The sequence below is a fragment of the Rhodococcus sp. IEGM 1366 genome, from assembly GCF_033142425.1.
GTDB classification, from domain to species: Bacteria; Actinomycetota; Actinomycetes; order Mycobacteriales; family Mycobacteriaceae; genus Rhodococcus_F; species Rhodococcus_F globerula.
This window is the reverse complement of sequence record NZ_JAWLRZ010000001.1, coordinates 1,103,658-1,118,442: the sequence shown is the minus strand read 5'-3', so window position 1 is coordinate 1,118,442 and position 14,785 is coordinate 1,103,658. Positions and strand designations below refer to the sequence as shown.

Below are 14,785 nucleotides of genomic sequence, written 5' to 3'. Positions count from 1 at the left end.
GTCCACTACAGCCGGGTTTGTCGTGATACGTGTAGAGGGAACAACTCCTGTCTGCGGTAGTCCTGCGGCAGTGACAATCAGCCTGCGGGCTCAGTCGCGTAACGAGGTAGTTCTCCATGTCTATTGCACTTTCCGAAGACCAGCGCGCTCTTGCGCAGTCGGTTCGCAGTTACATCTCGCGAGCGGACCCACTCGCCGAGGCTCGCGAGAGTCTCGACAATCCGACGCACGAATTGCCGTCGGGGTGGTCGACTTTCGCCGAGCTTGGCTGGTTGGGCGTCCACCTGCCGGAGGAATACGGTGGCGCCGGGTTCGGCTTGCCTGAATTGTCCGTGGTGGTAGAAGAATTGGGATCCGCGGTCACTCCCGGGCCGCTGCTTCCGACGGTGTGGGCATCGGCGGTGATTGCCGCGGCAGGAGCTATCGAACAACAGGCCGAACTGCTTCCGGGCCTGATCGACGGAACCGTTGTCGCAGCAGTCGGAATCGCCGCGACAGCTACTCTCGTGGGCACCAGTGTCGAGATTGCCGAACCCGTCGAGGTTCTGTGCGCCGCGATGGCCGACATCCTTCTGGTCTCGATCGGCGAGGACGTTGTTGTACTACGGCGCGAACAGGTACAGATCACCGGAGCTCCGACGCTCGATCCGACGCGCCCGCTCTCTGCGGTGACCACGAACGGTAGCGTCGACGCCGTTGCGGTTCTGCCCGGCGCGAGTGCCAACGCAGTGTCGATCGGACGCACCCTGGCGGCTGCCGAAGCCGCGGGCGTGATCACCGCGGCCACGAACCTGGCTGTCGAATATGCCAAGGCCCGCTTTGCTTTCGGCCGCGCAATCGGCTCCTTCCAGTCGGTAAAGCACATCCTTGCCAACATGCTCGTGGACCGCGAAATGTCGACCGCTGCAGCGTGGGATGCGGCCCAGGCAGCCTCCGACAACAAGGATCAGAGCGCCCTCGCCGCAGCTGTTGCCGTGGTGACCGCCCTCCCCGCCGCCATGCGGGTAGCCCAGAAGTGCATCCAGGTGCACGGCGGAATCGGCTACACGTGGGAGCACGACGCCCACCTGTATCTGCGTCGCGCGGGCGCATTGAACGCCTCCTTCTCCCCCGTTGTCGCCCGAGCCGATATCGCCGACGCCACCGCCGCCGGCATCCGACGCGAATCGAGCATCGAACTGCCCGCCGAGGCCGACGAGTACCGCACGCAGGCTCGGGCTTTCGTCAAAGAAGCCGTCGCCGCACCCGCTGATCAGCTTCGACGCCTACTCGTCGACTCGGGTTATGCCGTTCCCCATTGGCCGAAGCCGTGGGGCCGGGGTGCAGGTGCCATCGAGCAGTTGGTTCTGGAAGAGGAACTGTCGGCACTCGAGTTGCCGCAGTACGGAATCGGCGAATGGGTCCTCCTCACCGTTGTCGGACACGGCACGGCGGAACAACACGAACGCTTTGTCGACGCCAGCCTCATGGGCACCGTGAAATGGTGCCAGCTGTTCAGCGAACCCGGCGCCGGTTCCGACGCAGCAGGCATCACTACCAGGGCTCGGCGCGTCGACGGCGGCTGGATTGTCAACGGCCAGAAGACCTGGACCAGCGGCGGCGTGACCTCCACGCACGGCATGGCAACTGTTCGCACCGACCCGGAGGCACGAAAGCACAAGGGCATCACAATGATGCTGATCGACATGTCTGCGCCAGGAGTGCAGGTACGTCCGATCAAGCAGATCACCGGCGATTCGCATTTCTCCGAGGTTTTCCTCGACGACGTGTTTGTTCCCGATGCCGATGTGCTCGGTGAAGTCAACGGCGGCTGGGGAGTTGCGCGGTCCGCACTCGGAAACGAGCGTGTCACCATCGGCCGGGAACGACTCGGTCTTGGCGTCACGTACAGCATCCACGATCTGTTCACCGTGGTGCGCGAACAGAACTCGGGTATGGATGACACGGTGGCCGACCTGGTTGCCGAGGATCTGGCGCTGCGGGCATTGACCACCCGAATCGCGGAACTCGCGGTGCTCGGCGCAGGACCGGGCCCCGAGGGCGCGGTCCTGAAACTCGTCGGCAGCGAACACGGTCAGCGACTCGCCGACGCCGGACTGCTGCTCTCCGGCTTCCTGCCCGCAGGCAGCGAACTGAAAATGCCTGTCCATCACAGTTTTCTGGAAGTGCGCTTCCAGACCATCGCCGGTGGTACGTCGGAAATCCTCCGCAACCAGATCGGCGAACTCATTCTCGGACTACCCAGGGAGCCAGCTCTTGCCTAACTCAGTTGATACCTCGCTCACCGGCCGCACCGCTGTCGTCACCGGCGCCGGAGCCGGCTTGGGCCGCACCGAAGCACTCGCATTGGCCGCTCGCGGTGCCAGTGTCGTGGTCAACGACATCGGTTCTGCTGCAGACGATGTCGTGCGCGAAATCGAAGCTCTCGGATCCCGTGCTATTGCGGTGACCGGCGACGTCAGCGACTGGTCGCTGGGAGATCGCCTGGTGGAAGCCGCGGTCGATACCTTCGGCAGCTTGGACATCGTGGTCAACAACGCCGGAATCACCCGCGACGCGATGCTCTTCAACATGACCGAGAAGCAGTGGGACGACGTCATCGCGATTCACCTCAAAGGCCATGCGGCGCTCTCCCGCTCGGCTGCGGTGCATTGGCGCGCCGCGGGCAAGGCTGCTGGTGGCCCGGTGTACGGACGCGTCATCAACACGGCGTCCGAAGCGTTTCTGCTCGGCGGTGCTGGTCAAGCCAATTACGCTGCCGCCAAAGCGGGCATCGTTGCACTGACGCTGTCCACCTCACGTGGACTGGCGAAGTACGGCGTCACCGCCAACGCGATCTGCCCACGTGCCCGCACCGAGATGACGGCAGGCGTCTTTGCCGATGGTGAACCGGATACGGGACTCGACATCATGGCACCCGAACGCGTTGCCACCTTCGTCTCTTTCCTGGCAACTCCGGCAGCACAGACGATCAACGGCCAGGTGTTTGTCGTCTACGGCGACATGGTGGCGTTGATGGCCCCGCCCACCGTGCAACAGAAGTTTGTTGCCGCGGACGGGGTCTTCACAGTAGAAGAGTTCGCAGATCAGCTGGTGCCCTATGTCGCTGAACTACCTGCGGGACAAACCTATTCCGCGAGCAGCATCATCGAACTGGATACAACTGGCACCTAACCACTGTGCGCCTTTGTTAACCGCCCGCGGTTAACAAAGGCGCACAGCACGCTAGCTCGGCAACATCGCCAATCGGCCGTGTGCGCGAAATTCCGCTTCTATGGCGTCTCGGCCACCGTCGTCGAGTAAGACGTACTCACGCGTTCGTCCCACCCTGGTGTACACGGAATCGTCTGTGGCCCAAGCTGCGCGCCGTAGCGGCGTCTTGTTGACCTTGTTGCTTCCGGTCAGGGGCAACCGATCGATGACCCGAACGAATCGTGGCCACCACTTTGCGCCCATGTCCGGCTGCTCGTCGAGGAAATCACCGAAGCTCTTGGGGTCGAAGCTCACGCCGTCTTCCATCTCGACCACAACCATGACCTGGTCACCGGTCCGCGGGTCCGGAACGGCGAAGATCGGGGCGGCAGCCACTCCCGGAACCCGTTGCAAGACACGCTCAACCGGCGCGGCGGAGAAGTTCTCGCTGTCCACGCGCAACCAGTCGGAAGACCGTCCGGCAAAGTAGAAGTAGCCGTCGCTGTCGCGGTAGGCCAGGTCGCCGGACCAGAAATCGGCGCCCTTGACTCGATCCGCCATCGCCCCGGGGTTCTTGTAGTACCCCTCGAACGTGTGAGCCAAGCCGATTGCCACCATCTCACCGATCGCCTCGGCGTTGACCAGACGACCGTCGCTGTCGAATTCCGCAGGCGGGCATTCGATACCCGTCGCTTCGTCGAGAACCCGGATGTCGAGACCGTTCTGCGGAATACCCAGAGAGTCCCGGGGCGTCTGCGGTGTGCGCCCGATCCGGAACACCCCTTCGCTGAGCCCGTAGCCCTCCATCACGGTGCATCCGTACCGCTCGGAGAATCGTCGGACGTCGGTTTCCGACGCCTCGGTGCCGAAGGCCAACTCCAGGGTGCTCTGCGCATCCCGGGGATCTTCGGGGCTGCTCAACGTGTACGACAGTGCCCGACCGACATAGTTGACGTACGTGACGCCGTAGCGGTGGATATCCGGACCGAACTTGCTGGCCGAGAACTTCCTTGTCATGGCAACCGTCGCGCCGACGCACATCGCCGGAGCCAGGTTCAACATCACCGCGTTGCCGTGGAAGAGCGGCATGCACAGGTAGGTCACGGAATCGCGGCGCAGCGATACCCGATCGACCATGGCAGCTGTCAAGCGTGCCAGCCGTCCCTGTCCGACGATCACGGCCTTCGGTGCACCCGTCGAACCGGAACTGAAGAGCAGCAGCGCTTTTTCTTCCGGTGTCGGCACAGTCTCGGGTAGTGCTGCTCCGCGGAACGGCGCCAGGAAGTCGGCGTACTCGGGGCTGTCGATGTTCAGGATGCGCTCGGGTGGCAGACCGTGGCCCGTGCCGTCGACGAGATGTGCCAAGGCGTTCTCGGTGATAACGACGTCCACGTCTCCGTGGCTGATGTCATGTGCCAGCTCCGCGCCACTGCGACTGGCGTTGATACCGACAACGGCCGCGCCGGCCAAAGGTCCGGCGCCCAGCCAGAATACGAAGTCCGGAACATTCTCGAGCAGGATGCCCACGTGGATCTGACGGTCGCCTGGTTGCGGCACCAACGACGTCAATGCCGCTGCACGATCGGCACTTTCCTGCACCACCTCACGCCACGACCACGAGTTGTCTTCGTATCGAAGTCCAACTTTGTCGTCCTCGGCGCGGCTTCGAATGATTTCTGCGTACGTATCCACGTCACTCCTTACTTCAGTAGTTCAGCCGGCACCGGGGCGGGCGGGTTGAAGGTGAGATAGTCCCCGGGGAAGCCGTCCTCGTCGAGGTCGTCTGGCTGCCAGCCGGCGAGCAGACCACTGCCGTCGAGCGCATGTACGGAACGACCGAACTCTTTGAGCAGGGGCAGACTGTATGCGACACGGCCGGTTACCTCGGACGGTTCAGCAGTGCAGAGCAGGAGTGCCGCTTCGGCCATCGTGTCCTCGGGTTCGGACGGCCATCCCGGAACCGCTGCGGCAGCGTGCTCGGTTGCGACGCCACGGTTGGGCGCAAGCGAATTCACCGCAATGTTGTCGCTGTACAGCTCCATCGCGGATCCCGTGCTGATCCGGTCCATCATCGCCTTCGTTCCGCCGTACAGAACTGATCCGGCCAGCGGATGCGGCGCAAAAGGCGGCCCGACGCGTGGCCCGGCCTGCCGGGACGAGATGTTGACGATCCACCCCGCGCCGTTCCCGCGCATGCTCGGGATAACCGCCTTCATCAGGTCCCAGGTGTTCCACACGTTCGTTTCGACGGAGTCGTAGAACCACTCTCGCGGCATGTCCGCAAACAGTGTCTCGTAGCGCCGCGACGCAGCCACGTTGTTGACGAGGATGCTCACCGGTCGTCCGAAGCTGTCCTCGATCCGCGCGATCAGTGCGGCGCGATCGAGTTCAGGAGTCCCCAGATCGACGGCAAAGCTTTTCGCGGTTCCTCCTGCCGCATTGATCAATCCGACGGTTTCCTCGAGCGAGCCTTGCAGGCTTCCGTCGCCGGCACGCAATGTGCGCGAGACCGCCGCGACCGGTATCCCTTCTGCTGCAATGCGTCTCGCAATCGCCCGGCCGATTCCCCGGCTGGCTCCCGTGACGACCGCGAGGCCTGTGAATCTGGTGCTGTCATTCGTCATGCGTTACACCTTCCATTTCCCCGACCACCGTGTCGGGCTGGGTTCCTTGACGCGTCCGCTACCGCAGAACTTGCGGCAGAGGACCAAGTTGTACAAGCTGACGGCCGCGGTTCCGGCCGGTCAGTACGTTTTCCAACGCCTGCGGGGCATTCTCCAACCCGTCTACGACGTCCTCGCGATAACGCAACCGCCTTGCGTCGAGTTGTTCGATTGCCCACTCGCGGTAGCGCGGATAGTGCTCGTAATGGTCGTACACCACAAAGCCTTGAATTTTCAGTCGCTTGCGAAGAACCGGGCGCAGTGGTGGCCCGAAGTCGGCTTCGGCGCCGTTGTACTCACTTGCCATGCCGCACAACACAACCTGACCGAAGTCGTTGAGCTGCTCGAACACCGCGGCCAGCGTCTCACCGCCGACATTGTCGAAATACAGGTCGACGCCATCCGGGCAGGTCCTCGCCAGTCCCGCAGCGATCGTCTCGTCGGTCCGATCGATGCAGTCTGCAAAACCGAGTTCGTTCACGACGTAGGCGACCTTGTCACCACTTGCGATGCCGACGACGCGGGCGCCGGCCAGCGCAGCCAATTGTCCGGCCACCATCCCGACGGCGCCGCCCGCAGCCGAGATCACCACCGTCATACCGGCTTCGAGCGTCGACGCGAAGTGCAGTCCGCAGTACGCCACAAATCCCGGCCTACCGAGTACTCCCAGTTCCGCTTCCAGTCGAAATCCCGGACGTGGCTCCAACAAGTCCAGGTGCTCGCCTCGGACCGTGTGAAAGACCTGCCACGTATTTCCGCCACGAACCAGGTCCCCTGGCACAAAATCCGGGTGGCGTGACGTGACAACCTCACCAACCAACGCACCGTCGAGGCCTGCCTGCGGAGGGCTCACCCCTGCCAGCACGATGTCGCCGATCCCGGCCACCGCTCCGAGCGGTCCTGGGCGTCCGTCAGCGGACGGTAGGCGCCGCCTGGCGCTGGGATCGATCGCCAGATAGCAAGCCCGGAACAACACCTCACCGTCTTGCGGCTGCTGAATGGAAGCCTTCTCGACCGAAAAGTCTTCCGCCTGTGGAAGACCCTGTGGTGCGCGCAGGACGCGCACCGCCAGGTTCTCCCCCGTGGTCATACAGGTGCGCCGATCGAAGCACCCTTCTCCAGAACATTGCCCAGTTCCATGCCGATCGCGCCCGCGCTTCCCAGGGAGAAGGCGATCTGACGCCCCCACAGGAAGTAGCGATGGATCGGGTAGTCGACATCAGCGCCGATACCGCCGTGCAGATGCTGGGTTGCGTGAACAACTCGGAGTCCACCGCGCGATGCCCACCACTTGGCCACCAGTGCAGCAGCTTCCGCTTCACTCTCCACTCCGGTGTCCATCAGCCAGGCCGCGCGTTGCGCGGTCAGTCGGATGCTCTCGGTATCGAGATACGCGTCGGCGGCCCGGACGGATACAGCCTGGTTGGTGGAGATGGGTCGACCGAACTGGATACGCTCCGAGGTGTACTTTGCTGCCATGGCCAGCGCTTCTTCGCACACACCAACAGCCAAGGCTGCCAGAGCAACCCGAGCTCGACGCAGCGTCCACTCGTAGATGGCCGCGCCGTCGCCAGGCAGAACGTCAGCGGCGCTGACGGTGGCCCCGTCGAACTGCACAGTGCTGTTATTTTCACGGTTTGTCACGCTCAACGTGGTGCGCGAAAGACGATCGGTGCGCACTATCATCACGCTGGTTCCGCCGTCGGGCATCGCCACCGGAACAACCACAGCGTCGGCAACGTCAGCAGCGGACACCGAATCGACGGTTCCGCGCAGCGTCCATCCGTCACCCGTCACCTCGGCCTGCACGGGCAGGTTGGCACCGTGTCCGATGTCGAACGCGCCGGTGACAATCACGGAACCGTCGAGCAGTCCTGGAAGCCACGACGCTTTCTGCTCTTCGCTGCCGAACTCGGCAATCGGCAGCGCCGCCGTTGCGACGACCGACCACAGCGGTACCTGGGCAACGCGTCGACCCTGCTGCTCGAGAACTGCAGCGAGCCCAAGCATTCCGAGCCCCGCGCCGCCCACCTCTTCGGGCAGGGCGATTCCCAGAACGTCGGAATCGGCCAGCACCTTCCACAGGTCGGCGTCGAAGCCGCCTGCACTCTCCACCGTACGTAGTCGGTCGACGCCGGACTTCGCAGCAAAGATCGATTCACTCAGATCCCGCACCGCGGACAGATTGTCGTCGAATTCGAATTCCATGTCAGCTCTTTTCGTTCGGTGTTGCAGCGGGGCGACGACGCGCAGCAAGCGTCATACCCAGGCACTTGGCCGCGACAATTTCACGCATGACTTCGTTGGTGCCACCGCCGAAGGTGTTGTTCTGAGCGCGTCGGCCGAGGTTCTCGACGCGGCCTTCGAGCACTGCACCCGGAGTTCCCGGACGCAGCAATCCCTTGGCTCCCAGCACTTCCTGCAGCATTCCGTACGTAGTCACGACGGCTTCGGTGCCGAAGATCTTGGCGGCAGCAGAATCACCACCGCCCAAAGTGTTTGCGGCAACATCGGCAACGAGTCGCAAGTTCATCAGATCGGCTGCACTGAGCAGCGCGTAGACCTCTGCCAGCTTTTCCCGAACCCATGGGATGTCGTAGACGTGGCCGTCACCGGCCGGTTCCGTCTTCGCCCACTCGACCACCTCGGCAAAAAGCTCGTTGGCGATACCACCGCGGGCGGCCAAGGCAACCCGCTCGTGGTTGAGCTGGTTGGTGATGAGCTTCCAACCCTGATTGAGTTCACCGACAACGTTGGTGAGCGGTACCCGCACATCTTCGTAATAGGTTGCCGAGGTGCTGATTCCGCCAACGGTGTGGATTTCCGTAACGGAGAATCCGGGAGCGCTTGTCGGTACCAGTACCACCGAAATGCCCTGATGTGTCGGGGCATCCGGATCGGTGCGCACGGCCAGCCACACCCAGTCGGCAAAGACGCCGGCGCTGGTGAAGATCTTGTTGCCGTTGATGACAAGCTCGTCACCCTCGATGCGAGCTCGCGTTTCGAGAGCAGCGAGGTCGGTACCGGCGTTGGGCTCGGTGTAGCCGATGGCAAAGATCAACTCGCCGGCCAGGATCGGGCGCAGGAAGAAGTCCTTCTGCGCCTGGGTTCCATGCTTGATCAACGCGGGGCCAACCGTGTTCAGCGTGACAAGCGACAGCGGTGCATTGGCGCGAATCACCTCGTCGTAGAAGACGTACAGAGCTTCGGGGTTCTCCCCGCGGCCACCGAATTCTTCCGGCCACCCCAAGCCCAACCAGCCGTCCTTGCCCATCTGGCGCAGGATGCGATCGAAGACGGGTCCGCCTTCGGTCTGATCGACCAGCGCGCGGCGATCCTCGTCGTTGATGATTTCGGCGAAGTACGCGCGCAGTTCCTTGCGCAGAGTCTTCGACTCCTCTGACAAATCCAGGTACATGGGTAAGACTCCTCGAGAATATGGCTAGGAGCGCGGCAGGCCGAGAACGCGCTGCGCGATGACATTGAGTTGAATTTCGACGGTTCCGCCGCCGAAGAGAATCGATGGCAAACCGATGTGATCGATGCCGTAGTTGGCACGGGGATCGACCACTGCCGCACGGGGTCCCAGCAAACGGAGCAGATCTCGCGAACCCTCACGTTGGGCCAGTGCGTTGTATACCTTGGAGACGCTGATCTCGGCGCCTGGTTCTTGACCGGCCAGTCGAGCCGAAACGCCGCGCAGGTTCATGGCGGAGAGTGCCAGTTCGCGAGAAATACTGCGCCCCAGACCTTCCACTGCATCCTCGCGCGAGCAGTCGTGACTACCGTCGGCGATAACCTGACGGAACTGCTCACTCGAACCGTGATGCAGATGCGAACCCATGCTCAGACGTTCGTTGGACAGTGTGGTCGCTGCAAGCTTCCAGCCCTGTCCCGGTTCGGCAACCAGGCACTCGTCCGGGACGAACACGTCGTCCAGGAACACCTCGTTGAACTCCGACTTGCCGGTGGACTGCTTGAGCGGCCGGACGTCGATGCCCGCCGACGTCATGTCGACCAAGAAGTACGACAGCCCACGATGTTTCGGAGCATCCGCGTCGGTGCGGGCGAGGCAGACGCCCCAGTCCGCTTCGTGCGCACCCGAGTTCCATACCTTCTGCCCCGAGATGACCCAGCCGCCGTCCACCTTGCGCGCCTTGGTGCTCAATCCGGCCAGGTCGGAGCCTGCTCCCGGCTCGCTGAAGAGTTGGCACCAGATGATGTCTGCGCGCAGAGTCGGGTCGACGAACCTGTCCTGCTGCTCGGCATTGCCGTGTTCGAGAATCGTCGGCAGCACCCATTCGCCGATCACGGTGGACGGTTGCGCCCATCCACGTATGGCGAACTCGTGAGCGATCACTGCCTGTTCCTGGGGACCTGCCCCCAAACCGTAGGGTTCGCGGTAATGCGGGGCAACAAGTTTGGCCTCGGCAAAACGAGCACGCCTGGCGCTTCCCTTGGCCGGAGCCCAACTCGCGTCGGTGGTTCCGTCGTCTGGCAGCAGTTCCACGTCGGCAAAAACCCGACGTATTTCAGCCCGCAATTCCGGCAACATGTCGGGATCGACAAACGAGAAGTCACGAACCGCGTCAGCCGAGCGCTCACCCAGTGTGTGCGCCCACCGCTCCTCCGCGCCGACAACAGCCGCGATGCTGAGCGCGCGACGCCAGTACAGATGCGCGTCGTGCTCCCAGGTGAAGCCGACGCCGCCGAGCAACGTGACACATTCGAGTGCGTTCTCGATCCCGATCGGCAACGCCGCAAGAGCAGCCTGAGCGGAAACGAGCTTCTGCTGGTCCACGTCGTGTTCTTCCGACCGTGCTGCGTCCCAGGCTGCTGCACAGGCAATTTCGGAACGCACGAGCATCATGGCCGCTTTGTGCTGCACGGCCTGGAAGCTGCCTACCGGGCTGCCGAACTGAACCCGAGTCTTGACGTACTCGACTGCTGTGCGCAGCGCCCAACCAGCAAGCCCGCTGGCCTCGGCGGCGTACACGGTATTGACGATCAACTCGACGCGATGCGGCGATAATCCGTCGACAATCTCCGCGGCCGACACCTGATGCTCGGTCAGAGTCAACGTGCCGATGGAGCGTGTCAGGTCGATTCCGTCCTCGACCTCCACTACCGCGGTGGCTGCCGGCGTAAGCCGGAACCACAGCGCACCTTCGCTGCTACGAGCCTGTACCAGAACGACATCCGCGCCGGGCAGGCCAAGGGCGGGGTCGGCAGTACCACTGACAGTCCACCCGGCGGCCGAGCGCTCCGCAACCAGAGAACCGCTGCAGACCGCACCCGTGGCACCATTTCCCAACTCGCCCAGCATGGTTGCCGCCGCGCTACCGGAACCGGTCGCAAGGACTCCACCGGTGATGACAGTCGGAACATACGATCCGGGGTAGAGCGTCATTCCCAACTGCTCGACGACCACTGCAAGTTCTGCAAGACCGGCACCGTCCCCGCCGTATTCCTCCGGCAGATGCACCGCATGCAGACCCTGGCTGACCAACGCCTTCCAGGAATCCGGTTGCTCGCCGGCTGCGTAGCGCGTGAAATTGGCTCGGGTATCGGCAACTACGCTGTTGCGGGCCGCAAACGCGGCTACCGCTTCGGCGAGATCACGGTGGTCTTCGAGCAGGGACAGTGCCATGGTGGGTTCCTCAATCTTCGGTTTCTACTTCGGCGTCAGATACGTTCGAGAATCAGACAGGTGGTTGCGGCCGACGCGCAGATCGCGATGAGGGCGATGGACTTGTCGCGTCGTTCCAATTCGTCGATCGCATTGGCCAACAGACGAATACCGGTTGCCCCGGCCGGGTGACCGAGCGCAATGGCGCCACCGTTGACGTTCAGCAGGTCGTGGTCGACGCCGTGTGCTTGCGCAAAGGACATGGGCACCGAGGCAAACGCTTCGTTGACCTCGAAAAGATCAATGTCGGCGATCGTCAGGCCCGTGCGTTCCAACACGATGGACGCGGCGTCCACGGGACCGTCGAGCATGAACTCGGTGTCGCCGCCGATGACGCATTGCGCCAGTATCCGGGCCCGCGGCCGCACGCCCAGTGCCGAAGCGCGAGTTGCCGACATCAGCAGAGCAGCACTCGCACCGTCCGAGACCTGCGAAGACGTTCCAGCGGTGTGCAATCCACCCTCTTGAACGGTGCGCAGCTTGGCGAGCCCTTCCAGGCTCGACTCGCGCAGTCCCTGATCACGGTGAACCGGAGTGTCCGACCCTGGAACCACCACGTCGATGATGTGCGAGTCGAATCGGCCGGCGTCCCACGCTGCAGCGGCCCGCTGTTGCGAGCGCAGCCCGAAGGCGTCGAGATCCTCGCGGCTGAAACCACGTTTGACGGCAATACGGTCTGCTGCGGTGTACTGATCGACGGTATCGAGTGACCACGACTCGGGCCGCGGCGTTCCGAGACCGGTGCCCACCTTGTACGTGAGCGGAGCCCGCGACATCAGTTCCACCCCGCAGGCCACACCCACGTCGACGGCTCCGATTGCAATCTGGCCCGCCAGCAACTGCACCGACTGCTGCGCGGTTCCGCACTGAGCGTCGATCGTGGTGCAGCCCGCCTTCAGCGGAAGCCCGGCATGCATCCAGGATGTCCGCACGATATTGCCGAACTGTTCGCCGAGCGGCGTGACGCAGCCACCGATGACCTGATCGACGGCCTTCGGATCCACTCCCACCCGATCCAGCACACCGGACTGCGCATAACCCAACAGTTCCGCCGCGTGAACACCGGACAGCCATCCCTCACGCTTGCCGAACGGTGTTCGTGCAGCGTCCACGATGACGGGCTTCATGCCAACTCCTCGGTTCGTAATGCTGTCAAGTCCGGTAGTGCTGTTGTGTCCGGTAATGCAGTTCCGTCCAGACCGCGCACGGTCAAGGCCCACTCGTCGATCAGGTCCAAGCTGACGCACGAACGCGCGGTGAACTCGGTGTCGCAATCACACAGCGCCGTGACCGCTTCCACCATTTGTTCCATAGATTCGACCTGATCCGGCCGAATAGTCTCACCGACCAGGACTCTTGCGCCCTCACTGAGCACCGCTGCCCGCGGTTCGATCGTGTTGACGCGCACGCCCTCGCCGTAGAGTTCGACACCCATTCCGTTGCTGATGCGGTTCAGCGCGGACTTGGAGGCGCCGTACACGGTCATCGCGGTTCCCGGTTCGATCAAGGAGAACGGCGGACCTTGCCACTGTTTCGTGGTTCCGCTGGACACATTGACGATCCAGCCGTATCCGTTTGCCACCATGCCGGGTATCACGGCTTGCATCAGGTCGAGTGGCGCGTGGACGTTTGCCTCGAAGACCACACGCCGCCGACGGAGCGGGTACTCGGACAGCGGCGCGTATATCGCTGCTGCCGCGTTGTTCACCAAAATGTCGATAGTCCCGCCGAGCTTCTCGATTGCCTGAGCCACGACGGTGTCGCGCTGCTGCTCGTCGGTCAGATCCGCGACCACTATCTCGACCTTGGTTCCGTACTTCGCAATTCGAGCGGCAGTCTCCTCGAGACTGCCAGGCAGGGTCGCGTGGGCACCGAGCGTCCGAGCCACGAGGGCCACGTCGGCACCCTCCGCTGCCAGTCTTTCTGCGACGCCCGCACCGATTCCACGACTGGAACCGGTGACAAGCGCCCGGCGGCCGTCAAAGCGCCTCGTCATGCTATTTGAACTTCGAGGCGAAGCGATTGATGCTCTCCGCAATCCGGGCAACTTCGTCGTCACGTAGGCCGTGACTCATGCCGAGCGTCATTCCTCGGGCAAAGACCGCGTCGGCTTCCGGCAATCCTTCGGCCGGCTGACGGAACTCGATGTTGTTCATCATCGGGTGACGAGTGACGTTGCCGCTCCACACAGTTCGAGTGTCGATGCCGTCGGCCTCGATGGCTTCCTGCAGGTCGCTACGCGTGAATGGTGCGTTCTCGTTGATCATCACGGGGTAGCACAGCCACGCCGTATCGAGACCGTCGAGTTCTACCGGCGTCGTGAAGAATTCGGGGTGAGCACCGTACGCCGCCGTGAAAGCAGCAAACGTGGCCTTACGCGTCTTGTAGTTCTCTTCCAGCTTGTCGAGCTGCACGACGCCATAGGCTGCGCCGAGCTCGGAGGGCTCGAAGTTCCACGACATGAGCTCGAAGATGAAGTCGTTGTCGTAGTCGACGCCGTCGAGTGTTTCACGGAAGACTCGGCCGGACTTGGTGCTGCCGAACAGGTTCGGCTCGCTACGACGGCCCCAGCGGCGAAGCAGCAGAGCCTTGTCGCGGCTGGCTTCGTCGTCGACACACACCATTCCGCCGGTTCCCGCGCACGTGATGATGTGTGCCATGGAGAAGCTGGTGACAACGATGTCCGCCCGGGAGCCGGTCGGAGTGCCGCGGAGCGTGGCTCCGATCGCGTCACACGAATCTTCGATCACCTTGAGCCCGTGGCGATCTGCGATATCGCGAATGACGTCCCAGTCCGGGCAGTTGCCGGCCAGGTTCGGCATCAGGATGGCACCGGTCTTCTCGGTGACCATGGCCTCGATCTTGGTGACGTCGACGTTGAACGTGTTGGGTTCAACGTCCACGAACACCGGCACCAGGCCGGCACGCACGATCGGTGCGATGTCGGTGGAGAACGTCAACGGCGATGTGATGACCTCGCTACCGGCGGGGAGTCCGAGCAGTTCGACTGCCAAGTACAAACCCGAGGATCCCGAGTTGCACATGACGCCGAACTTCTTGCCCGCCAAGGCCGCGATGCGTTCTTCCATCTCGAAGACGTTCTTGCCGATGCGCAGGCCCTGGTGCCCGCTGCGCAGTACGTCGACAACCGCCTGTATTTCTTCCTCGCCGTGGGTGGCCCTGGCGTAGGTGATCCGCTCGCTCATCTTTGTTCCTGCTTTCTCGAATATGTGCGGCAGAT

The 14,785-nt window shown here is 63.1% G+C and carries 11 protein-coding genes; 2 read left to right on the top strand and 9 right to left on the bottom strand.

The genetic code is table 11. The annotated features are described in order from the left end of the window. Positions 1-116 precede the first annotated feature (116 nt). Both R4P64_RS05370 and R4P64_RS05365 read left to right on the top strand, forming a co-directional pair. A complete protein-coding gene (locus R4P64_RS05370; RefSeq protein ID WP_317819636.1) occupies positions 117-2,264 on the top strand; it encodes an acyl-CoA dehydrogenase in 2,148 nt (715 codons plus the stop codon). Continuing rightward, entirely contained in the window at positions 2,257-3,174 is a 918-nt protein-coding gene (locus R4P64_RS05365; RefSeq protein WP_141485467.1) for a 3-oxoacyl-ACP reductase, read from the top strand. Before R4P64_RS05370 ends, R4P64_RS05365 begins: the two co-directional genes overlap by 8 nt. A 51-nt stretch (positions 3,175-3,225) precedes the next feature. On the opposite strand, the gene R4P64_RS05360 is transcribed toward R4P64_RS05365, so the two are convergent. Genes R4P64_RS05360 through R4P64_RS05320 form a run of 9 tightly spaced genes read right to left on the bottom strand, consistent with a single transcriptional unit; the run spans position 3,226 to position 14,750 of the window. Then, the gene (locus R4P64_RS05360; protein WP_116103759.1) at positions 3,226-4,884 is read right to left on the bottom strand and encodes an AMP-binding protein; all 1,659 of its coding nucleotides are present in this window, start codon (positions 4,882-4,884) and stop codon (positions 3,226-3,228) included. A gap of 8 nt (positions 4,885-4,892) precedes the next feature. Beyond that, a complete protein-coding gene (locus R4P64_RS05355; RefSeq protein ID WP_116103761.1) occupies positions 4,893-5,816 on the bottom strand; it encodes an SDR family NAD(P)-dependent oxidoreductase in 924 nt (307 codons plus the stop codon). A 58-nt stretch (positions 5,817-5,874) separates the two neighbouring features. Continuing rightward, positions 5,875-6,945, bottom strand: coding sequence for an NADP-dependent oxidoreductase (locus tag R4P64_RS05350; RefSeq protein ID WP_317819633.1), 1,071 nt, complete (start codon positions 6,943-6,945; stop codon positions 5,875-5,877). Continuing rightward, positions 6,942-8,063, bottom strand: coding sequence for an acyl-CoA dehydrogenase family protein (locus R4P64_RS05345; RefSeq protein ID WP_317819632.1), 1,122 nt, complete (start codon positions 8,061-8,063; stop codon positions 6,942-6,944). The genes R4P64_RS05350 and R4P64_RS05345 overlap by 4 nt, the downstream gene beginning before the upstream one ends. A gap of 1 nt (position 8,064) precedes the next feature. Beyond that, positions 8,065-9,273 carry an acyl-CoA dehydrogenase family protein gene (locus R4P64_RS05340; protein ID WP_033235880.1) on the bottom strand — a complete coding sequence of 403 codons (1,209 nt, stop codon included), beginning with the start codon at positions 9,271-9,273 and terminating at the stop codon, positions 8,065-8,067. Positions 9,274-9,297: 24 nt separating this feature from the next. Next, positions 9,298-11,505 carry an acyl-CoA dehydrogenase gene (locus R4P64_RS05335; RefSeq protein ID WP_317819630.1) on the bottom strand — a complete coding sequence of 736 codons (2,208 nt, stop codon included), beginning with the start codon at positions 11,503-11,505 and terminating at the stop codon, positions 9,298-9,300. A 35-nt stretch (positions 11,506-11,540) separates the two neighbouring features. After that, a complete protein-coding gene (locus tag R4P64_RS05330) occupies positions 11,541-12,671 on the bottom strand; it encodes a steroid 3-ketoacyl-CoA thiolase (RefSeq protein WP_033235878.1) in 1,131 nt (376 codons plus the stop codon). Continuing rightward, positions 12,668-13,540 carry an SDR family NAD(P)-dependent oxidoreductase gene (locus R4P64_RS05325; protein WP_219110658.1) on the bottom strand — a complete coding sequence of 291 codons (873 nt, stop codon included), beginning with the start codon at positions 13,538-13,540 and terminating at the stop codon, positions 12,668-12,670. The genes R4P64_RS05330 and R4P64_RS05325 overlap by 4 nt, the downstream gene beginning before the upstream one ends. A gap of 1 nt (position 13,541) precedes the next feature. Then, the gene (locus tag R4P64_RS05320) at positions 13,542-14,750 is read right to left on the bottom strand and encodes a DegT/DnrJ/EryC1/StrS family aminotransferase (protein ID WP_033235876.1); all 1,209 of its coding nucleotides are present in this window, start codon (positions 14,748-14,750) and stop codon (positions 13,542-13,544) included. Positions 14,751-14,785: the final 35 nt, after the last annotated feature.

What these genes read in the sequence shown, in the direction of transcription:
- R4P64_RS05370 (WP_317819636.1), top strand. Translation starts at nt 117, where the DNA reads ATGTCTATTGCACTTTCCGAAGACCAGCGCGCTCTTGCGCAGTCGGTT.
- R4P64_RS05345 (WP_317819632.1), bottom strand. Translation starts at nt 8,063, where the DNA reads ATGGAATTCGAATTCGACGACAATCTGTCCGCGGTGCGGGATCTGAGT.
- R4P64_RS05335 (WP_317819630.1), bottom strand. Translation starts at nt 11,505, where the DNA reads ATGGCACTGTCCCTGCTCGAAGACCACCGTGATCTCGCCGAAGCGGTA.
- R4P64_RS05330 (WP_033235878.1), bottom strand. Translation starts at nt 12,671, where the DNA reads ATGAAGCCCGTCATCGTGGACGCTGCACGAACACCGTTCGGCAAGCGT.
- R4P64_RS05325 (WP_219110658.1), bottom strand. Translation starts at nt 13,540, where the DNA reads ATGACGAGGCGCTTTGACGGCCGCCGGGCGCTTGTCACCGGTTCCAGT.
- R4P64_RS05355 (WP_116103761.1), bottom strand. Translation starts at nt 5,816, where the DNA reads ATGACGAATGACAGCACCAGATTCACAGGCCTCGCGGTCGTCACGGGA.
- R4P64_RS05320 (WP_033235876.1), bottom strand. Translation starts at nt 14,750, where the DNA reads ATGAGCGAGCGGATCACCTACGCCAGGGCCACCCACGGCGAGGAAGAA.
- R4P64_RS05350 (WP_317819633.1), bottom strand. Translation starts at nt 6,945, where the DNA reads ATGACCACGGGGGAGAACCTGGCGGTGCGCGTCCTGCGCGCACCACAG.
- R4P64_RS05340 (WP_033235880.1), bottom strand. Translation starts at nt 9,273, where the DNA reads ATGTACCTGGATTTGTCAGAGGAGTCGAAGACTCTGCGCAAGGAACTG.